General features: G+C 68.7%; 15 protein-coding genes and 1 pseudogene. All 16 read right to left on the reverse strand.

Annotated elements, in window-relative coordinates:
* Positions 1 to 13: 13 nt before the first annotated feature.
* Positions 14 to 1,084, reverse strand: a complete 1,071-nt coding sequence (locus tag M2421_RS00265) for a chemotaxis response regulator protein-glutamate methylesterase (RefSeq protein WP_259202496.1) — start codon at positions 1,082 to 1,084, stop codon at positions 14 to 16.
* Positions 1,081 to 1,677, reverse strand: coding sequence for a chemoreceptor glutamine deamidase CheD (gene cheD / locus M2421_RS00270; RefSeq protein ID WP_259202497.1), 597 nt, complete (start codon positions 1,675 to 1,677; stop codon positions 1,081 to 1,083). The genes M2421_RS00265 and cheD overlap by 4 nt, the downstream gene beginning before the upstream one ends.
* Complete coding sequence (locus M2421_RS00275) at positions 1,674 to 2,537, reverse strand: CheR family methyltransferase (RefSeq protein ID WP_259202499.1); 864 nt, start codon at positions 2,535 to 2,537, stop codon at positions 1,674 to 1,676. Before M2421_RS00275 ends, cheD begins: the two co-directional genes overlap by 4 nt.
* Positions 2,538 to 2,590: 53 nt before the next feature.
* On the reverse strand, positions 2,591 to 4,864 hold the full coding sequence (locus M2421_RS00280; protein WP_259202501.1) for a methyl-accepting chemotaxis protein: 2,274 nt from the start codon (positions 4,862 to 4,864) through the stop codon (positions 2,591 to 2,593).
* 897 nt (positions 4,865 to 5,761) lie between these two features.
* Positions 5,762 to 8,134 (reverse strand): methyl-accepting chemotaxis protein, encoded by a 2,373-nt coding sequence (locus M2421_RS00285; RefSeq protein WP_259202503.1) that lies wholly within the window; start codon positions 8,132 to 8,134, stop codon positions 5,762 to 5,764.
* A 96-nt stretch (positions 8,135 to 8,230) separates the two neighbouring features.
* Positions 8,231 to 8,614, reverse strand: coding sequence for a hypothetical protein (locus M2421_RS00290; RefSeq protein ID WP_259202505.1), 384 nt, complete (start codon positions 8,612 to 8,614; stop codon positions 8,231 to 8,233).
* 152 nt (positions 8,615 to 8,766) lie between these two features.
* Positions 8,767 to 9,258 (reverse strand): chemotaxis protein CheW, encoded by a 492-nt coding sequence (locus M2421_RS00295; RefSeq protein WP_259202506.1) that lies wholly within the window; start codon positions 9,256 to 9,258, stop codon positions 8,767 to 8,769.
* Between the two features lie 331 nt (positions 9,259 to 9,589).
* The gene (locus tag M2421_RS00300; RefSeq protein ID WP_259202508.1) at positions 9,590 to 10,369 is read right to left on the reverse strand and encodes a flagellar brake protein; all 780 of its coding nucleotides are present in this window, start codon (positions 10,367 to 10,369) and stop codon (positions 9,590 to 9,592) included.
* A gap of 204 nt (positions 10,370 to 10,573) precedes the next feature.
* Positions 10,574 to 12,814 (reverse strand): methyl-accepting chemotaxis protein, encoded by a 2,241-nt coding sequence (locus M2421_RS00305; RefSeq protein WP_259202509.1) that lies wholly within the window; start codon positions 12,812 to 12,814, stop codon positions 10,574 to 10,576.
* A 722-nt stretch (positions 12,815 to 13,536) separates the two neighbouring features.
* The gene (locus M2421_RS00310) at positions 13,537 to 15,516 is read right to left on the reverse strand and encodes a chemotaxis protein CheA (protein WP_259202511.1); all 1,980 of its coding nucleotides are present in this window, start codon (positions 15,514 to 15,516) and stop codon (positions 13,537 to 13,539) included.
* A gap of 51 nt (positions 15,517 to 15,567) precedes the next feature.
* Positions 15,568 to 15,933, reverse strand: a complete 366-nt coding sequence (locus M2421_RS00315; RefSeq protein ID WP_038688521.1) for a response regulator — start codon at positions 15,931 to 15,933, stop codon at positions 15,568 to 15,570.
* Entirely contained in the window at positions 15,930 to 16,238 is a 309-nt protein-coding gene (locus M2421_RS00320; RefSeq protein WP_259202517.1) for an STAS domain-containing protein, read from the reverse strand. The genes M2421_RS00315 and M2421_RS00320 overlap by 4 nt, the downstream gene beginning before the upstream one ends.
* Before the next feature lie 272 nt (positions 16,239 to 16,510).
* Positions 16,511 to 17,644: a chemotaxis protein CheW gene (locus M2421_RS00325; protein WP_259203510.1), complete on the reverse strand. Its 1,134-nt coding sequence runs from the start codon at positions 17,642 to 17,644 to the stop codon at positions 16,511 to 16,513.
* Between the two features lie 386 nt (positions 17,645 to 18,030).
* Positions 18,031 to 18,813: a ParA family protein gene (locus M2421_RS00330; protein ID WP_259202518.1), complete on the reverse strand. Its 783-nt coding sequence runs from the start codon at positions 18,811 to 18,813 to the stop codon at positions 18,031 to 18,033.
* Positions 18,814 to 18,986: 173 nt separating this feature from the next.
* Positions 18,987 to 19,814: pseudogene (motD, locus tag M2421_RS00335) on the reverse strand (flagellar motor protein MotD); the annotation flags it as partial.
* Between the two features lies 1 nt (position 19,815).
* Positions 19,816 to 20,556, reverse strand: coding sequence for a flagellar motor protein (locus M2421_RS00340; protein ID WP_259202520.1), 741 nt, complete (start codon positions 20,554 to 20,556; stop codon positions 19,816 to 19,818).
* Positions 20,557 to 20,645 lie beyond the last annotated feature (89 nt).

Consider the following 20,645-nt stretch of genomic DNA (forward strand, 5'->3'; position numbering starts at 1 on the left):
CGGCAGGCGCGGGCTAGGCGCGCGCCAGGGCCATCAGGCGGTCGGCGATGCGCTCCAGGGGCACCATTTCTTCGGCGGCGCCCAGCTTGTAGGCGGCGCCCGGCATGCCCCAGACCACGCTGGTGGCTTCGTCCTGCACCAGCGTGGGGGCGCCGGCGTTGCGCAGTTCGAGCAGGCCGCGGGCGCCGTCGTCGCCCATGCCGGTGAGGATGGCGCCAATGGCGTTGCCGCCGGCACTTTCGGCGACCGAGCGGAACAGCACGTCCACCGCCGGTTTGTGGCGGTTGACGGCCGGGCCGTCATCGACGCGGCAGCGCCAGCGCGCACCGTCGCGGATGATGCGCAGATGCTTGCCGCCGGGCGGCAGGTAGGCGTGGCCGGCCAGCACGGCTTCGCCGTCGGTGGCTTCGCGCACGGACATCGCCGAATGACGGTCCAGGCGCTCGGCGAAGGGGGTGCTGAAGGCGGCGGGCAGGTGCTGGGTCATCACCACGGCCGGGGCGTCGGCGGGCATGCCTTCGAGCACCACGCGCAGGGCTTCGGTGCCGCCGGCCGAGGCACCGATGGCGATCAGGCGGTCGGTGGTGCGGAACTGGATGCTGCGTGCCGGCGCGGCGGCTGCCACGGTATCGAGGGTGATGCGCGGGGTGATCGGGCGGGCCAGGGTGCGTACCCGCGAGCGCGCGGCCATCTTGACCTTGCCGATGATTTCCTCGGCATAGCCCTGCAGGCCGCGGGCGACGTCGAATTTGGGCTTGGAGACGAAGTCCACCGCGCCCAGCGCCAAAGCCTGCAGGGTGGTGTCGGCGCCGCGCTCGGTAAGCGAGGAGATCATCACCACCGGCAGTGGGTGCAGGCGCATCAGGTTTTCCAGGAACGCCAGGCCATCCATGCGCGGCATTTCCACGTCCAGGGTGATCACGTCCGGGGCCAGGCGTTTGATCTTCTCGCGTGCGAGCAGCGGGTCGGCGGCGGTGCCGACCACCTCGATGCCGGGATCGCTGGCGAGGATTTCGCTGAGCATCTGCCGGACGACGGCGGAGTCATCGACGATCAGCACGCGGCAGGGGCCGTTCTGGGTCATTCGAACAACTCCACGCCGCCGGTGACCGGGGCCTTGGACAGGCGCGCACGCACCGCCGATTCGGTCGCGGCCACTTCGGCCTCGTGGGCATGCGGCAGGCGCTGGACGACTACCCGGCCGGTGGTGGCGAAGAACCACACCTTGCGCGGATGGATGCCGCACAGGTCTTCGGCCAGCACCGGAATGTGCTCGGCCTGCAGGTACTGGCGCACGAACTCGGCGTTGCGGGTGCCGACCGGGTTGCTGGTGAAGCCCTTGAGCACGTTGGCCCCACCGAACACCTTGGCTTCCAGGCGCTTGCGATGGGCGCCGCGCTTGAGCAGGTCGTTGATCAGCAGTTCCATGGCGTAGCTGCCGTAGCGCGCGGGCGCGCCGTCGCCGACGTTGCCCTCCGGCAGCAGGAAGTGGTTCATGCCGCCGATCTTCAGCACCGGGTCGCGCAGGCAGGCGGCCACGCACGAGCCCAGCGTGGTGGTCAGTGCGGTGTCGTCATCCACCACCAGGTACTGGGTGGGCAGCAGCTTGGCCGCGGTCACCTTGAAGCGGCTGTCGAAGTACCGCATCACATCGTCGTTGCGCACCGCTACATTCATGCCGGTGCTCCGGGCGCGCGCTTGTACAGGGTGCGACCGCACGGCTGGATCAGGTCGGCGGCGTGCAGGTAGTTCTCCGAGTGGCCGGTGTAGAGCAGGCCATCGTCCCCCATGTGCTGGATCAGGCGCGACAGGATGCCGCGCTGGGTGGGCTTGTCGAAATAGATCATCACGTTGCGGCAGAACAGCGCGTCGAACGGGCCGCCGACGTCATAGCGCGGGGCCAGCAGGTTGAGCGGGCGGAAGTCGATCAGGTCGCGCAGCGCCGGATTGACCCGGCAGTGGCCCTCGTTGGGGCCGCTGCCGCGCTGGAAGTAACGCTTCTTCAGCGCCGGATCGAGCCCGGACACGCGGTCGATGGCGTAGACGCCCCGGCTGGCGGTGGCCAGCACCTGGGTGTCCACGTCGGTGGCCAGGATGCGCACCGGCGGCTTGAGCGTGCCGAAGGCTTCGCAGGCGGTGATCGCCATGGAGTAGGGCTCCTCGCCGGTGGAGGCCGCGCACGACCACAGCTGCAGCGTGCCGTGGCCGGCGCGCGCGCGCAGTTCGGTGTCGAGCTTCTCGAAGTGGTGCGGTTCGCGGAAGAACGCGGTGAGGTTGGTGGTGAGCGCGTTGGTGAACGCCTGCCACTCCTCGCCGCCGTCCTTTTCGAGCTGGTCCAGGTACTCGGTGAAGCTGCGCAGGCCGAGCGCGCGCAGGCGGCGCGAGAGACGGCCATAGACCATGTCGCGCTTGGCCGGCGCCAGCGAGATGCCGACGCGTTGGTAGATCAGGTCGCAGACCCGGCGGAAATCGCGGTCGGCGAACTCGAATTCGCGGCCGTTCTGGGCGGTGGCGGCAGGAGCGGAAGGCGTGGACACGGGCGCACTCGATGGGGGTGGGGAGGCGGCGGCCGGGTGGCCGCCGCAAGGGCTCAGAACTCTTGCCAGTTGCCGTCGTCAGGGGTGGGGCTGCGCTGTGCACGGGGCGCCGGCTGCAGCCGCGCGACCGGTGCGGCGCCGCCCCTGGCCGTGGGGCGCAGCGCGGCGGGCACGACCACGCGCGCGGTCACCGCGCTGACTGCGGCCGCGACCTGGTTGTCCAGGCGGAAGATGGCCACGGCATCGGCGAGCTGGGTGGCCTGTTCTTCCATGGCACGCGCGGCGGCGGTGGCTTCTTCCACCAGCGCGGCGTTCTGCTGGGTGGTTTCGTCCATCTGGGTGACGGTCTGGTTGACCTGTTCGATGCCGGCCGACTGCTCCTGCGAGGCCGCCGAAATCTCGGCCATGATGTCGGTCACGCGCTGCACCGAGGCGACGATCTCGCCCATGGTGCTGCCCGCCTTTCGTACCAGGGCCGAACCATCGGCGACGCTGGCCACCGAGTCATCGATCAGGCCCTTGATCTCCTTGGCGGCCCCGGCCGAACGCTGGGCCAGGGTGCGCACCTCGGAGGCGACCACCGCGAAGCCGCGGCCCTGCTCACCCGCACGCGCCGCTTCCACCGCGGCGTTGAGCGCCAGGATGTTGGTCTGGAAGGCGATGCCGTCGATGACCGAGATGATCTCGGCGATGCGGCGCGAGCTGGCTTCGATCGCGCTCATGGTGGTGACCACCTGGCCGACCACCTCGCCGCCCTGGCTGGCCACGCCATGCGCGCCGATGGCCAGCTGGTTGGCCTGGCGGGCGTGCTCGGCGTTCTGGCGCACGGTGGAGGTGAGCTCCTCCATCGAGGCGGCGGTTTCTTCCAGGTTGGCGGCCTGCTGCTCGGTGCGACGCGACAGATCGGTGTTGCCCGAAGCGATCTCGCCGGCGGCCTGGTTGATGCTGCCCGCCGAGGCCTGGATCTGGCCGACGATCTGGGTGAGCTGGCTGACGGTCGCGTTGGCGTCGTCGCGCATCCGCGCGAACACGCCCTGGAAGTCGCCGTGCATGCGCACGGTCAGGTCGCCCTCGGCGATGCCGGACAGCAGCAGCGAGAGCTTGCCCAGGTTGTCGTCGCTGACCTGCATCATCGCGTTGAGGTTGGCGATCATCAGGCGGAAGTCGTGGTCGAAGCGGGCGGTGTCGCCGCGCTGGCTGAAATCACCGGCTGCCGCGGCGCCGGCCAGGCGCTTGATTTCATCGTTGATGCTGCCCAGGTTGCGCTTGACCGTGTCCACCGTGGTGGTGATCCCGGCCTTCTCGCCCGGGTAGCGGGCGATGTCGGCGTGCAGGTCGCCCACCGCATAGCGCTGCACCACCTGCAGCACGTCGTCCATGGTCTGTACGTGGGCGCCGACCAGGGCATTGGTCTCGTGCACCATCAGGCCGTACTCGCCGGGGAAGGCGCTCTCGTCCATGCGGAAGCGGGTCTGGCCGGCCTCGTGCTGGCTGGCCATCTCGCGCTGGCCGCTGATCACCGCGTGCAGCTGTTTCTGCATGCGGCCCATGCTTTCGAGCAGTCGGCCCGGTTCGTCGTGGGCCTGGGCGCCGATGCGGCTGTCCAGCTTGCCCGCGGCGATGCTCTCGGCCACGTGGGTGGCCTGGCGCAGGGGCAGGGTGATGCGGTTGCCGATCAGCCAGCTCAGCGCCAGCACGATCAGCACGACCACGCCGCCGGCCACGGTCATCACGGCGGTGAAGGCCAGAGCGTCGGACTGCACATCGTCCATGTAGACGCCGCTGGTCACGACCCACTGCCAGGGCGCGTACATGTCGGCGTAGGTGACCTTCTCGATCAGGTCATCCTTGCCGGGCTTGGTGGTCTTGTAGTACGTGAAGCCGCCGCCGGACCGGGCCATGTCCACCTGCTGCAGGTAGATCGGCACGCCGTCCTTGGAGGTGTAGTCCTTCTGCACCTTGCCGACGCGGTCGCGGGCGAAGGGATGCATCAGCAGCGTGTATTTCGTGTCGAGCACGTTGTAGTACGCGCTGTCGTTGTCGGCGCGCATGACCTCCAGCGCCTGCAGCGCGGCCGCCTTGGCGGCGTCCTCGGTGAGCTCGCCGGTGGTGGCCAGGCGCTTGTAGTGGTCGAGGATGCCGTAGCTGAGTTCGACCTGGGTCTTCAGCGCGTCCTTGCGGGTTTCCGCCAGATCCAGGTACTGCATGCGCGCGGCAATGATGGCCAGGGCGATGACGCCCACGGCGATGAGAGCGGTGAGCAGGTTGAGCTTGCGCCTGACCGACAGGTTGGCGAAGGACTGGTTCCAGCGGCTGAGCAGATTCATGGGCAGGGGTCTTTGATCGACGAACGTGTCGCGGCAATGCTGTTATCGGCCGCAGGGCGCGCGTATTGAGGTGGTGTGGCTGAGCGTATTCAGGTTGGAGCGGGGGAGTGCGGTGCGACATCCCGCGTAGCGGCATCGCATGGGTGGCTGCATGTGGGGCTGGACGGAAGAGCAGCCACGCATGGCGTGGCTCTACGTGGTATGCGTGCGTTTGTAGAGCCACCCCATGGGTGGCTGCGCGCGGCGCCGGACGGAAGAGCAGCCACGCATGGCGTGGCTCTACGTGGTGTGGGGTTGCGTTCGTAGAGCCACCCCATGGGTGGCTGCGCGCAGGGCCGGGCGGAACAGCAGCCACGCATGGCGTGGCTCTACGTGGTGTGGGGTCGTGCTTGTAGAGCCACCCCATGGGTGGCTGCGCGCGGTGCCGGACGGAAGAGCTGCCACGCATGGCGTGGCTCTACGTGGCGTGGGGTCGCGTTTGTAGAGCCACCCCATGGGTGGCTGCACGCGGTGCCGGACGGAAGAGCAGCCACGCATGGCGTGGCTCTACGTGGTGTTGGGTCGTGTTTGTAGAGCCACCCCATGGGTGGCTGCGCGCGGTGCCGGACGGAAGAGCAGCCACGCATGGCGTGGCTCTACGTGGTGTGGGGTCGTGTTTGTAGAGCCACCCCATGGGTGGCTGCGCGCGGGGCCGGACGGAAAGGCAGCCACGCATGGCGTGGCTCTACGTGGTGTGGGTGCGTTTGTAGAGCCACCCCATGGGTGGCTGCACGCGGGGCCGGACGTAAGAGCAGCCACGCATGGCGTGGCTCTACGCGGATTGCAGCTTGACCAACAAAAAGGCCCCGACGGGTGTCGGGGCCTTTTGCAGTGCCGGTTTACGGGCCGCAGGCGGGCTTAGAACTCCTGCCAGTCACCGTCGGCCAGTTCGGTGGCGACGGGGCGGGCAGCCGCGCGGCGGGCCGGGGCAGCCGGTGCGGCGGCGGCCTGGCGCACGGGTGCGCGCGGGGCCGGAGCGCTGAAGGCGACCGGTGCCGCCACGTCCTGCTCGTCGAGCGTGAAGATCGACACGGCGTCGCTGAGGTGGCCGGCCTGTTCTTCCATCGAGCGGGCGGCGGCCGTGGCTTCTTCCACCAGCGCGGCATTCTGCTGGGTGGTTTCGTCCATCTGCACGACGGTCTGGTTGACCTGTTCGATGCCGGCCGACTGTTCCTGCGAAGCCGCCGAGATCTCGGCCATGATGTCGGTCACGCGCTGCACCGAGGCGACGATTTCGCCCATGGTGGCGCCGGCCTTGTGCACCAGCGCCGAGCCGTCGTTGACCTTGCCGACCGAGTCGTCGATCAGGCCCTTGATCTCCTTGGCGGCCCCGGCCGAACGCTGGGCCAGGGTGCGCACTTCGGAGGCGACCACGGCGAAGCCGCGGCCCTGCTCACCCGCACGCGCCGCTTCCACGGCGGCGTTGAGCGCCAGGATGTTGGTCTGGAAGGCGATGCCGTCGATGACCGAGATGATCTCGGCGATCTTCTTGGACGAGGTCTGGATCGCGCTCATGGTGGTGACCACCTGGCCGACCACTTCACCGCCCTGGCTGGCCACGGTGTGGGCACCGATGGCGAGCTGGTTGGCCTGGCGGGCGTGCTCGGCGTTCTGGCGCACCGTGGAGGTGAGCTCCTCCATCGAGGCGGCGGTTTCTTCCAGGTTGGCGGCCTGCTGCTCGGTGCGGCGGGAGAGGTCGCTGTTGCCGGTGGCGATCTCGCTGGCAGCCGAACTGATCGCCTGGCTGGAGTGCTTGATGCGGGTGACGATGCCGCTGAGCTGCTCGGCGGTGGCATTGGCGTCGTCGCGCATGGTGGCGAACACGCCCTGGAAATCGCCGTGCATGCGCACGGTGAGGTCACCCTGCGACAGCGCGGTGAGCAGGCCGGAGATCTGTTCGATGCTGGCCGCGTTGGCGTCCAGCAGGCCGTTGATCTGCTGGGCCAGCTGCAGGAAGAAGCCGTCCTTGCCTTCGGCGACGATGCGACCGGACAGGTCGCCGGCGGCGGCCTTGGCGATCACGCGCGCCACTTCGGCTTCGACCAGCGCTTCGGGGGTGCGGTCACGCCACTCCACGACGTGGCCGACGCTCTCGCCTTCCTCGTTGCGGATGGTGGAGACCACCTGGGCAAACTGGGCATCGCCGAACTGCATGGCGCGACGGGCCACGCCATGCTGCTTCAGGTTGGCCAGCAGGCTGGCGTCCATCTCGCCGCGGTGCTCGAGCACGGTGAGCGGACGGCCGACCAGCGAGGCGCCCGCGTCGAAATCGGGCAGGTGCTTGCGCAGCTCGTCCTGGTACTGGGACAGGCTCTGCTCCAGGGCGCGGTTGGCGTAGACGATGTTGAGCTGGTTATCGGTGAGGTAGACGCCGGTGGAGCTATAGTCCAGCGCGGTGCGGATGCGCAGGTTCTCGCGGGCGATGGCCTGGTCGGTCTCGGTGCGCTCGCGCAGGTCGCGCTGCATGCGCTGCATGGCCTGCATCAGGTCGCCCACTTCGTCCTTGCGGCTCACGTCGATGTGGCCATCGAGCTTGCCGCTGGCGACATCGTTGGCCACCGACACGGCGCCGCGCATGCTGCCCACCAGCGAACGGGCGAACAGGTACACCAGGACCAGGCCCAGCGCGGCACCGCCGAGCAGGGCGATGACGGTCAGGGTGGCCGAGGCGGCATAGGTGGATTCGGCTTCCTCGCGCGAGGCGCGGGCCAGCCGGTTGTCTTCGGCGATCAGCGCTTCGAGCGCCGACGAGGCCTTCAGGTGCTTGCTGCGGGTTTCGCCGACGAAGGTGTCGATGGCGTCGTCCGGCAGGTCCAGCTCGAGCATCTCGGTGACCGCGTCGTAGGAGGCCAGCGAGTCTTTCCAATCCTTGGCGAAGGTGTCGAACAGCTTCTTCTGCTGGGGATTGTCGATGAGTTCGGGGTACTTCTTGATGGCCAGGTCGATCTGGCCACGCAGGTCCTTGGCACGCTTCTTCGCGTCGGCCTTGACGTCTTCGCTGGCGCGGATCAGGCCCTGGTAAGCCGAGTTGCGGTATTCGCCGACCATGCCGCGGATCTCACCGGCGGTACGGATGCTCTCCATCCGGTGGCCGGCCAGCTCGGTGGTGACGTTGTTGAGCGAGTAGAGGCCGCGATAGGCCACGATGCCCTGCAGCAGCATCACCAGCAGGAGGACGCCGAAAGTCAGCATCAACTTCGGCATCAGTTTGAGGTTGTTGATCCAGGGCATGAGCAGTGCGATCTCCAATGGCAGACGCGTCCGGGCGTCGTGCCCGGTTGCAACGTCCACGCCGGCCAGTGCCGGCGTGGCATGGCGTACGGCGGATTACTTGATGTTGGCGAGCTTCAGGCCGGCCGGCGAGCTGACTTCGATTTCAGCGCGCGATGCATCGCGGGCGATCTTGCCGATCACGCAGACGGTCTTGCCTTCCAGGGTTTCCAGCGGGAAGCTGAACTTGCCGCGGTTCGCACCGGCGATGCGGGCCGAGAAGGTGTGGCGCGGGAAGGCGCCGCCCATGTACAGGAAGGTAGGCTGGCCTTCGGAGCCTTCGGCGTAGCGGGCCTTTTCGACCTTGCCGCAGACCATGCCGTCCTTGCCGACCGAGCGCGGTGCCATTTCCGGCGGGATCATTTCGGCCGACTGGGCGAAAGCGGACGAGGCGGAGGTGGCGAGAACGGCAACCGAGAACAGCGCAAGCAGGGACTTCATCGGGAAAAATCTCCGGGGAAAATGGACGAATTGGCCCGGCCTTGGGCAGCCCCACACAGCCGGGTCCTGAAGCAGCTATCGGCCGTGCCGGGGGGAACTGAAGAACTTTTTTCGACCACGGCCGCAGGACGCCTTGGCCGGGGTGCTGCGGATCAGGCGGCGACGTCTTCGACCGGGGTGGGGTTGCCCATGTCGGCGCTGTCGAGGAGGGTCTCGATGTCCAGCAGGATGAGCATGCGATCGTCCTGGGTGCCGATGCCGGAGATGAAGCGGGTATCGACGGCGGCGCCGAACTCGGGCGTCGGGCGGATCTGGTCGGCGCTGAGCGGGATGACGTCGGAGACGCTGTCGACGACGATGCCGACGACGCGGTCCTCCACGTTGAGCACGATCATGACGGTGAAGGCATCGTAGGTGGCCTTGTCCAGGCGCAGCTTGAGGCGCAGGTCGATGACCGGGACGATGGTGCCGCGCAGGTTGATGACGCCCTTGATGTAGTCCGGCGCATCTGGGACGCGGGTGACCGAGTCGTAGCCGCGGATTTCCTGCACCTTGAGGATGTCCACGCCGTAGTGCTCGGCGCCGAGGGTGAAGCTGAGGTACTCGCCACCGCTGCTGGCGGCGTTGGGGTTGCTGTCGTTCATCGAAGGAATCCTGGGTCGGGCGTGGCGGTAAGGAAAAACCGGGCGTCACGCTCAATATCGGCCTGGATGGGGGCGACTTTAGCGGGCGTGGAGAGAGCGGTCGGCTGTGCACTGCCGAGGCGCGGCGGGCGGTGCCAGGCCCACAGATTCCGCTATCGGTTGGATGGAGCCGCCGCTGGCGGGGAGGGGGAGTGCCGAGCGCTGCTCGGCACCTGGACCCCCGGACGCTGCGAGCGCTTGCTCTCTACGCGGCCAAAGCCACCCGTACCGACCCTGCGCGCCACAGACGAACCGCCGCAGTTGACGTTGCTCCCCGGAAAGGCAGCCCGCCTTAACTCTCCCCGTTCTTGCGCGCACTGCGCTGGCGGTCGATGCGGAAGATGTAGCGCTGGATGGCGCTGTCGCCACCGCGCGGCAGCGTGTCGAAGCGCATTCCGATCCGCTTCATCTCCACCCCGTTGGGCAGCTTCACCGCCAACTGGTTGCAGACGATGAGCGACACCTGCAGCGGCCCGCTGTCGGGCATGTCCAGGCGTGCGTCGTAGCGCTTCTGCAGGGAGAACACGTTGCAGTCCGGTGGCACCGTCACCGCCAGGCCGCCGCCGCTGATGTCCACCACCCGCAGGCTCAATGCCTCGCTGCGATCCTCGTTGATCGGGAACAGCAGGTGTGGCGAGTCGGTGATCGGCGTCTCCAGCCGATACAGCTCGCGACGCTGGAGGTGCACCAGTTCGCTCGGGAACGCCACCCGGAAGGCCACGTGGCCCGAGCCGCCGGTGCGCTCCAGGTGATCCAGCCGGAACCGCACCATTACCCGGTCCAGCTGCGCGAAGCAGAGCAGGTGCCCGGCCTCCTCGGCGGCGCGGTTGGCCGGTTCGGACGGACTGCCGTCCAGCAGCAGCGTGTCCTCGTCCTCGTCCAGTTCCAGGATCGCGGTCGGGAACGACTGGTCGCGGCCGCCCAGGTGGGCGTTGATCAGCGAACGCTGGTCGATCAGGGCCTGCAGCAACTGGCGGATCTGCCTCGGGTTGCGGACCAGGTAACGGTCGTCCGTGCCGTCGTCGCGGGCGGCATGGGTTCCGTCGTGTACGTCAAGGCTACCTTCGGACATGGACTCTTGCTGGCTTGGGCGGGCGCCGATGGCGGACTTTGCCAGGGCTCTGTCCGTTTATCGGCAGCAGTTCACGTTTATGTAGGGGGAATTGTGCGTCGGGGGCGCTCATGCGGCGGCCGATGCCACGCCACCCGGTAGCCAAAACAGCGACACCCCGCCGGAGCGGGGTGTCGTGTCTTTATCGAAACCCGCGGCGGCGGATCAGAACTCCTGCCAGTCGCCGTCGTTGGCCAGCACCGGCTCGCGTACCGCGGCGCGGCGCGCCGGTGCCGGGGCGGGGCGGCCGCGGCCGGGGGTGGCCGCCGGCGCGCGGCTGCTGCCGGCCGGCGCGGCGGCCAGCACGGCCGACTGGCCATCCAGCTTGAACAGGGCCACCGCATCGGTCAGGTGACCGGCCTGCTCTTCCATCGAGCGGGCCGCCGCGGTGGCTTCCTCCACCAGCGCGGCGTTCTGCTGGGTGGTCTCGTCCATCTGGGTGATGGTCTGGTTGACCTGCTCGATGCCGGCCGACTGCTCCTGCGAGGCCGCCGAAATCTCGGCCATGATGTCGGTCACGCGCTGCACCGAGGCGACGATCTCGCCCATGGTGCTGCCGGCCTGGTTGACCAGCGCCGAGCCCTCGGCCACCTTGCCGACCGACTCGTCGATCAGGCCCTTGATCTCCTTGGCCGCGCTGGCCGAACGCTGGGCCAGGGTGCGCACCTCGGAGGCGACCACGGCAAAGCCGCGGCCCTGCTCACCCGCACGCGCCGCTTCCACGGCGGCGTTGAGCGCCAGGATGTTGGTCTGGAAGGCGATGCCGTCGATGACGGTGATGATGTCGGCGATGCGGCGCGAGGAGGCGTCGATTTCATGCATCGTGCTGACCACCCGGCCGACCACTTCGCCGCCCTGGCTGGCCACGCTGTGGGCACCGATGGCGAGCTGGTTGGCCTGGCGGGCATGTTCGGCGTTCTGGCGCACGGTGGAGGTGAGTTCCTCCATCGAGGCCGCGGTTTCTTCCAGGTTGGCGGCCTGCTGCTCGGTACGGCGCGACAGGTCGTTGTTGCCCGAGGCGATCTCGCCTGCGGCGGTGCTGATGCTGGAGGAGGCGTGCTGGATGCGCCCCACGATCTGGGTCAGCTGGGCCACCGTGGTGTTGGCATCGTCGCGCATGCTGGCGAACACGCCGTGGAACTGCCCCTGCATGCGTGCGGTGAGGTCGCCGTTGGCGATCGCCTGCAGCAGGTGCGAGAGCTGGGACAGGTTGCCGTCGGCCACTTCCATCATGGTGTTCAGGTGCTCGATCATCACCCGGAAATCGTGATCGAAGCGCAGTGCGTCGCCGCGCTGGCTGAAGTCGCCCGCGGCCGCGGCCTGGGCCAGCGACTGGATCTGGGTGTTGATCGCCAGCAGGCTGGCCTTGGCCGCATCCATCGATTCGTGCAGGATCGCGCGGCTGCCCGGCAGGCGGCGCGCGTTCTGCGACAGGTCGCCGGCCGCGTACTGGTTGAGCACGGCGATGGCGTCCTTGATCGCATCCAGGTGGTCGAACACCACCGTGTTGGTGCCCACGGCCAGTTCACCGTAGACGCCGGGGAAGTCCACCGGCATGCGGTGGGAGATATCCGGGCCGGCATGCATGGCCGACATCTGACGGGTTTCGTCCGAGTAGCGGCGCAGCATGCTGGTCATCTCGCCGGTGGCGGCCAGCATCTGCCCGACTTCGTCGGCGCTGGTGGCACGGGTGGTGACGCTGAGATCGCCCCGGGCGACCGACTTGATGGCGTGCACGGCCTGCGACAGCGGCCGGGTGATCACCCGCGAGATGACGAACGCCAGGGCGGCGGCCACCACCGACAGCAGCACCATGCAGACCACGATGGCGATCACGCTGGCGCGGTGGGTGGCATTGGCGCCGGCGATACGCTCGGCCATGAGGCTGTTGCTGTACGCGCCCAGCGCCTTGAGGTCTTCGAACAACTGGCGGCGCGCCGGACGCGACTTGTTGTCGGAGATGTCGCGGGCACCGGCCGCATCGCCGGCGGCCACGGCGGCGCGCAGGTCGGTGTTGGCCAGGAAGTAGGCGTCGGTGTCCGCGGCGACCTTGGCGTACAGCGCACGCTCGCGGTCATTGGCCGGCAGCGCGGCGTAGGCCGCCAGTTCGTCGCGGACTACCTTGGCCGAGTCGTCCATGCGCTTGTTGTAGTCGGCGACCTTGTCGGGCTGGTCGAGCATGCTGACCTGGGCCAGTTCGTAAGTGCGGAACTCACCCAGCACTGCGCGCGCCTCACCCAGGTGCTGCAGGGTGGGAATGTTGTTGCCGGCCATCGCGGCCAGTTCGGTATTGGCGCCGTTGAGGCGGACCAGGGCGAACACGCCCAGGACGACGGTCATCAGCGTGGTGAGGGTGAACCCCACCGCCAGCTTGCGGGCGATGGGCAGATCATGGAACCACTTCATGGTGTGAACTCCGGGCAGGGCGGGGGCGCACAGCCGTGGGGTGCTGGGCGAGAGGTCGTAACGAAGGCGAGGTGGGGCGCGGGACACGTGACGATGGCGTCATCGCTCTCCCGGGATAACGGCGCTGCCCCGTCGCAACTTGAGTGCTCGATGTCACATTTTTTTTGAAAACGACGCAGCGCAGGGCACACCGCATTGGTTGCAAGAGCAAGCAATGGCAAGGCTTCCGCGTGCGTCGCCCGAAAGACGGGTCAGTACGCCCGCGTATCGGCCAAGTTCGACGTCACAGTTTCAAAAAAGGCGCGGAACCCGCACGCGTAGCACCGCGCCGCACCGTTGATCGCAGGCCCGGGTGTGCCGAACGCCAGCCCGCAGCACGCAACGCGCGGACCCCAACGACGAGGAGCCCCCGCTAGTAGCGGGGGCGCGCCGACAGGCGGGGGGGGGTTGGGGGACGGTAAGTCGGGGCCCGCGTTCCGCGTAGTGGAACGTGGGGAGCCATCGCGCATGCGAGGGCGGACCGAGGGGCGCGCCGACAGGCGGGGGGTGTTGGGTGACAGTAAGTCGGGGCCCGCGTTCCGCGTAGCGGAACGTGGGGAGCCATCGCGCATGCGAGGGCAGACCGAGGGGCGCGCCGACGGCGGGGGGTGTTGGGTGCTGGTGAGGCCGGGGCCCAGGGTTTGCGTAGCAAACCCTGGGGAAATCTTCGCGAATGCGCAGATTTAAGCGGCCTGCGGCACCCGCAGCGACCGCACCAGCCCGCCGATGTCCACGATCAGCGAGACCCGGCCATCGCCAAGGATGGTGGCGCCGGACACACCGCTGATGCGGCGGTAGTTGTTCTCGATGTTCTTGACCACGACCTGCTGCTGGCCGACCAGTTCGTCCACTTCCAGTGCGATCTTCTGGCCATCGCCTTCGACCACCACCACCAGCGAATCGTCCTTGGTGCGCCCGCCAAACCCGTAGTACTCGCTCAGCGAGAGGATCGGCAGGTACTCGCCACGCACGCGCAGGACGCGGCCTTCGCCGGCCATGGTGCGCACGTCTTCCGGCTGCGGCTGCAGTGCTTCGAGCACGTAGGCCAGCGGCAGGATCACCGTTTCGCCGGCCACGGCCACGGTCATGCCGTCGAGGATGGCCAGGGTGAGCGGAAGGCGGATCAGCACGCGGGTGCCGTTGCCGGCCTTGCTCTCCAGCTGAACTTCGCCGCCCAGCGCCTGGATGTTGCGGCGGACCACGTCCATGCCCACGCCACGCCCGGACAGGTCGGTGACCGCATCGGCAGTGGAGAAGCCGGGCTGGAAGATCAGGTCCCAGACCTGCGCGTCGGTGGGGTTGTCGGGCACGCTCAAGCCACGTTCAAGCGCCTTGGACAGGATCTTGTCGCGGTTCAGGCCGCGGCCGTCGTCGCTGACTTCGATCACGATGTGGCCGCCCTGGTGCGAGGCCGCCAGGGTGATGGTGCCGGTCTCGTCCTTGCCGGCATCGCGACGGATGTCGGGCATTTCCAGGCCGTGGTCGATCGAGTTGCGGACCAGGTGGACCAGCGGGTCGGCGATCTTTTCGATCAGGCCCTTGTCCAGCTCGGTGCCTTCGCCGATCGTGCGCAGGCGGACCTGCTTGCCGAGCCGCGAGGAGAGATCGCGGACCAGGCGCGGGAAGCGGCGGAACACCGCATCCACCGGCAGCATGCGCACGCCGATCACCGCTTCCTGCAGGTCGCGGGTGTTGCGTTCGAGCAGGTCCAGGCCGGCGAACAGCTGCTCGGCATGGACCGGGTCGAGGGCATGCGAGACCTGCTTGAGCATGGCCTGGGTGATGACCAGTTCGCCGACCAGGTTGATCAGCGCATCGACCTTTTCCACGGCGACGCGGATGGAGGTTTCCGCTTCGTGCGCGGTGGCAGCCGGCGCGCCGGCCGCCGGTGCGGCAGCAGAAGCGGCAGGCGCCACCGCTGCCGGGGCAGCCGGTGCGCTGGTGGCCAGGCTCGGCGGGGCGGCCGGACGGATGTCCAGCTCGCAGTCGTCCACGACCCAGGCGAAGGTGTCTTCGATCTTGCTGCGCGGCACCTTGCCGACCAGGCCGAGGTCCCACGCCAGGTGCGCTTCCAGCGGGTCGAGCTGGTCGAAGCCGGGCAGGCGCTCCATGCGCGCGGCGACCTGCAGCGAACCGAGGTGTTCCAGCTCGCGGATGATGCGCAGCGGGTCGTTGCCGCTCATGAACAGCGACGGCGACGGCACGAAGCCGATCTGCCACGCTTCCGGGGTGTCATCGACCTTGGCGGCGGCGACCGGGGCGCTGGCAGCGGCCTGGCCGGACAGCACCGCTTCCAGCCGTGCCTTGATCGCGGCCACCGCCTGCGGGTCGGCGGGCTGGCCGTGTTCGGCCTCGCGCAGCAGGGCGCGCAGCACGTCCACCGAGGACAGCATGGCATCCACCGCGTTGGCTTCCAGGGCGCGCTTGCCGGCGCGCAGTTCGTCCAGCAGCGTCTCCAGCACGTGGGTGAGCGCGGCGATCGCATCGAAGCCGAAGGTGCCGGCGCCGCCCTTGATGGAGTGCGCGGCGCGGAACACCGAATTGATGATTTCCGGGTCCTGCTGGCCCGATTCGAGCGCCAGCAGGCCAGCCTCCATGGCATCCAGCCCCTCGCGGCTTTCTTCGAAGAACGTGGCGTGGAAACGTTGCAGATCCATGCTCATGGTGCGTGGGGTCCGGTTGCGAAGGGAGGGAGGGGCGAAGCGGCGCTGGGCTCAGCCCAGGACTTTCTGCACGGTGGCCACGAGCTGTTCGGGATTGAACGGCTTGACCAGCCAGCCGGTGGCACCGGCGGCCTTGCCTTCGGACTTCTTGTCGGCCGCCGATTCGGTGGTGAGCATCAGCATCGGGGTGAACTTGTAGTCCGGCAGCTGGCGCAGCTCGCGGATCAGCGAGATGCCGTCCATGTTGGGCATGTTGACGTCGGTCACCACCGCGTTGAAGCGCTGGCCCTTGGCCCGGCCCAGCGCGACGGCGCCGTCCTCGGCTTCTTCGACGGAAAAGCCGGCCGAGGTGAGGGCGAAAGAGACCATCTGGCGCATCGACGCCGAATCGTCCACCACCAAGATACGTGCGCTCATGCAGCGTTCTCCACAGATTTCAGGTTGTCATGGGTTGCGTCCAGGCCGAGGGCCTGGGTGACGCCGAGCAATCGCGCGGCATCACGGAAGGTTGCAGTGCAACCGTCGAATCCGGTCGGGTAGCCTGCCTGGCGGCGGGCGTCGACGAATGCGCACAGGACCTGCATTGCTGCGGTATGGATACGGCTCACTTCGCTGGCATCCAGCGTCAGTTCGCCGGCCTGGTCCACCAAAGGGGCCAGGCGGGTTTTCAGCTCGGTGCTGGTCTCGATACCGAGATCACCACCCAGGGCCACAGTGCTCATCGTTGCTCCGGACAAACGGTTCCGAGGTTTATAACGGCCCAAAGCGGGGAAGCTTTAGGGGGACGGGCCAAGGGATCTTCACCGTTAGGGGAAACCGCCCGGTAGAGCGAGCCCTTGGGGGGGGGGCTGGCGCGGCAGCGCAACGGAGCCGTCCGGGCGCCATCGGGCGATGCTGGCGCCGGGGCGGAGAGCAGCCACGCATGGCGTGGCGCTACCGGGGAACGGGTGCCGAGGTGGAGCCAGTCCCTGGGGGGCTGCCCTGCAGGTGGCGGTCAATTCAACAGCTGGGTCGCATCGAGCAGGATCATCGGCTGTGCGGTGACCCGCGCCACGCCGCGGAACAGGTCGTTGGAAATCTGGCAGATGCGCGCGGTATCAGGCGGTTCGATCTGCGAGTCGGTGAGGTTGGCGACGTCCTCCACCGCCGACACGCGCAGGCCCATGGTCTCGCCATCTTCCTCCAGCACCACGATGCGGGTGTTGGCGTCGTCCTGGGCCGGGCCGGCGCCGAGGTGGATGCCCAGGTCCATGACCGGCACCACCTGGCCGCGCAGGTTCATGATGCCCAGCATCGCCGAGGCGGTGCCGCGCAGCGGCAGCAGGGGTACCGGCAGCACTACTTCCTGCACCTTCAGCAGTTCCAGCGCATAGGCCTGGGCGCCGCAGCGCAGGCGCAACCAGCGCGAGGTGCGTTCGCTGGCACGGCGGCTCTCGCGCGGGCTGGAGGCCGGGTTCTGCGCCTGCGCCTGCAGTTCCTGCCAGCTGCCCGGGCGGGTGTGGGCCGGGGCGGGGGCGCCGGCACGGGCGCTGGGCGCGGACAGGGGCATCGTCGTCGGCATGGGGCGGGCGGCAGGCAGCGGGGCGGGAGCGGGGGCAACGGGAGCCGGGGCGATCGGTGCCGGCGCCGGTGCGGCGGCCTTGGGCGGTGCGCTGTCGTGCAGCACCTCGTCAGGCAGATCGTCCCAGCTGGGGCGGCCGGCCTCGGCAGCGGCAGGAGCAGCCGAGCGTGGCTCGGCTCTACCGGGCGAGGTGGGAGTTTCGTGAGCGGACGCGCGGTTATCGACCGGCGGGCCGAGCGCCGGGTCGTTCATCAGTTCGTCGAGCAGCGCGAGGTTGGCCGGGGAGCCGGGCGACGTCGGCGTGTCGTGCGGGGTCGCGATGCTCTCGACCGGCGCGCCCAGCGCGGGGTCGTTCATCAGTTCGTCGAGTAGCGCGAGGTTGGCCGGGGAGCCGGGTGACGTCGGCGTGTCGTGCGCGGTCGCGACGCTCTCGACCGGCGGGCCCAGCGCGGGGTCGTTCATCAGTTCGTCGAGCAGCGCGAGGTTGGCCGGGGAGCCGGGTGACGTCGGCGTGTCGTGCGCGGTCGCGACGCTCTCGACCGGCGGGCCTAGCGCCGGGTCGTTCATCAGTTCGTCGAGCAGTGCGAGGTTGGCGGGGCTGCCGGGCGAGGTCGGCGTGTCGTGCGAGGCCGCGAGGCTGTCGACCGGAGGACCCAGGGCCGGATCGTTCATCAGCTCGTCGAGCAGCGCCAGATGGGCCGGCGCGCCCGGTGAGGTCGGGGTGTCGTGGCCGACCGCAACGGCCGCGTCCGGCGCAGGCGCAGCCTCGACGTCGCCGGCAGCCGACCCGGCAAATTCGGCACTGATCGCCAGGGCGACACCGGCTGCTTCAGCGCCGTCCTGGGCGGCCACCCCCGCCGCCGGGGCGACGGACAGTTCCTCCCGAGCGGGCGCGGCGGGCACGGCATCGCCGAGCAGCTGCTCCAGGTAGTCGTCGAGCACGCCGGCGGTGTTCATGCCGCGCGCTCCATCTGCAGCGCGTCGTCGGCCAGGATCCATTCCAGCGCACGCCGGTACGCGGCCAGGCCGCGACCGGGGTAGTCCTCCGACTGCGGCGGCACGGTCAGGCTGGCCGCGTTGCAGATGCGGGTGTCCACCGGGATCGCGTCTTCCCACACGCGCTGGCCGTGCTTGTCCTGCATCAGCTTGACCGTCTCATTGCCGGCGCGGGTGCGGCGATCGAACAGGGTCGGCAGAATCGACATCGGCAGGGGACGGCGGCGCGAGCGCTCGACCATTTCACCGGTGCGGACCATGCCATCGAGGCCGTGCAATGCCAGCGGCTCGGCCTGAGTGGGGATGATCAGCCGGTCGGCCGCGGCCAGCGCGTTGATCATCAGCAGCCCCAGGGTGGGCGCGCAATCGAGCAGGATGTAATCGTGTTGCCCATGGTGGCGGGCCAGGGCGTTCTGCAGGGCCAGGCCGAGGCCGGGCTGGTTGGCGCTGCGTCGCTCCAGGGTGGCCAGCGCGGCTTGCGCGCAGACGTAGTCCAGGCCCGGGATGTCGCTGCGATGGCCGAGGGTGCCCAGCTCGGCCGGCGGTGCGCCGAACAGTTCCAGCACGCCCTGCGGCGGCGGGTCCAGCGGCACGCCGAAGGCGCGGGTCAACGAAGAGTGCGGATCGAGGTCGATCAACAGCACGCGGTGGCCGAGCGTGGCCAGGCCACGGCCCAAAGCCAGGGTGGTGGTGGTCTTGCCCACGCCGCCCTTCTGATTGGCGATTGCCCAGATGCGCATTCGGTTCACTCCTTCATTGCAGGGGGAACGGCGGCGCCAACGCGGCTGCCGGCCGGCACCGGTGGCAACTGCACCGGGGCGAGGGGGGGTACGGAGGGGGTGGTCGGCCTGGCGGTTGGCGGCGCGTCGGTCTGCGCGCTGAGCTGCGGCCCGATCGGGTCTGCGCCGCGCGTGGTGTCGGCCAGGATGATGACCATGACGCGGCGGTTGCGGTTGCGCCCTTCGGCGGTCGCGTTGTCCTCGCGCGGGCGGAACTGGCCGTAACCCACCATGGCCAGCCGCGCCGGCTGCAGGCCCTGGTCGGCGAACAGGTGCACCACGCTGGCCGCGCGCCCGGCCGAGAGTTCCCAGTTGGAGGGGAACAGCGAGGTGGCGATCGGGACGTTGTCGGTGTGGCCTTCCACGCGCACGCCGTTGGGCGCATCGCGCAGGACCTGGGCCAAGGTGGAGAGCGTGTCGCGCGCGTGCACGTCCAGCGTGGCCGAGCCGGTCGGGAACAGGATGTCGCTGTTGATCTCCACCTCGATCCACAGCTCGGTGCGGCGCACGGTGATCATGCCGCGCTCGATCAGCGGGGCCAGCGTGGCGGTGAGCTTGTCGGCGATGGTGTTGAGCTGGCGCTCGGCACGCTGCAGCTGTTCCTGGTTGCGCACCGAGACCGGCATGCGCATCTGCGAGGCCATCGCCGGCAGCAGGGTGGGGTCGTTGGAGGGCGAGGGCGCGGAGGGGCCGACGCGGTTGCCGGCCTTGATCACCGACGGGCTGTCCCAGCCGCCGCCCTGCACCTGCTGGTTGCCCACCTGCACCGGGTTGATGGTGCGCGGCGCGCCGCCGAAGGCGGTGGTCAGCGCATCGGCCATGACCCGGTACTTGCCCTCGTTGAGCGAGGAGATGGCGTACATCACCACGAAGAAGGCGAGCAGCAGCGTCATGAGGTCGGCATAGGGGATCGCCCAGGCCTCATGGTTGGCGTGCTCTTCGTGGTGCTTGCGGCGGGCCATGTCAGTGCAGGAATCCGGACAGGTTGGTTTCGATGTTGCGCGGGTTCTCGCCCTGGGCGATGGAGATCAACCCTTCGATGATCATTTCGCGGTCGCGGCTGTTGTGGTGGATCACGCTCTTGAGCTTGGCCGACACCGGCAGGAACAGCAGGTTGGCCGAGGCGATGCCGTAGATGGTGGCAGTGAAGGCGGCGGCGATGCCGTGGCCGAGCTTGCTCGGGTCGGCCAGGTTCTTCATCACCGCGATCAGGCCGAGCACCGCGCCGATGATGCCCAGGGTCGGGGCATAGATGCCCATGCCCTCGAACACCTTGGACGCGGCCAGGTCCTGGTGCTCCTGGCTGCTCAGTTCGATTTCCATCATGTGCCGGATGGTCTCCGGCTCCACGCCGTCGACCAGCAACTGCAGGCCCTTGCGAAGGAACGGGTCGCTCTGCGCGTCCACCTGCGCCTCCAGGCCCAGCAGGCCCTGGCGACGGGCGATGTTGCTCCAGTCGACGATCTGCCGGATCAGCTCATGGCGGTCGCTGCTCGGCGGCAGGATCACCCAGCGCACGATCTTGAAGGCGTGCTTGAACACCGCCGGCGAGGTGTGCAGCAGGATCGAGGCGATGGTGCCCACGATCACGATCACGAATGCCGCCGGCGACCACAGCGACGCCAGGCCGGCCCCCTTGAGGATGCTGCCGCCGACCAGCGAGGCCAGGGCGAGGAAAAGTCCAATGAGGCTGAGTCTGTCCATGGGTCCGTTATCGGCTTGTGTGAATGGGACTTGAGACACCGACGGCGGCAGGTGTTGCAGCGGTCACACTTTTGCAGGGGGCAGGGCGG

It is taken from the genome of Stenotrophomonas sp. BIGb0135 (genome assembly GCF_024810105.1).
Taxonomy (GTDB): Bacteria; Pseudomonadota; Gammaproteobacteria; order Xanthomonadales; family Xanthomonadaceae; genus Stenotrophomonas; species Stenotrophomonas maltophilia_AB.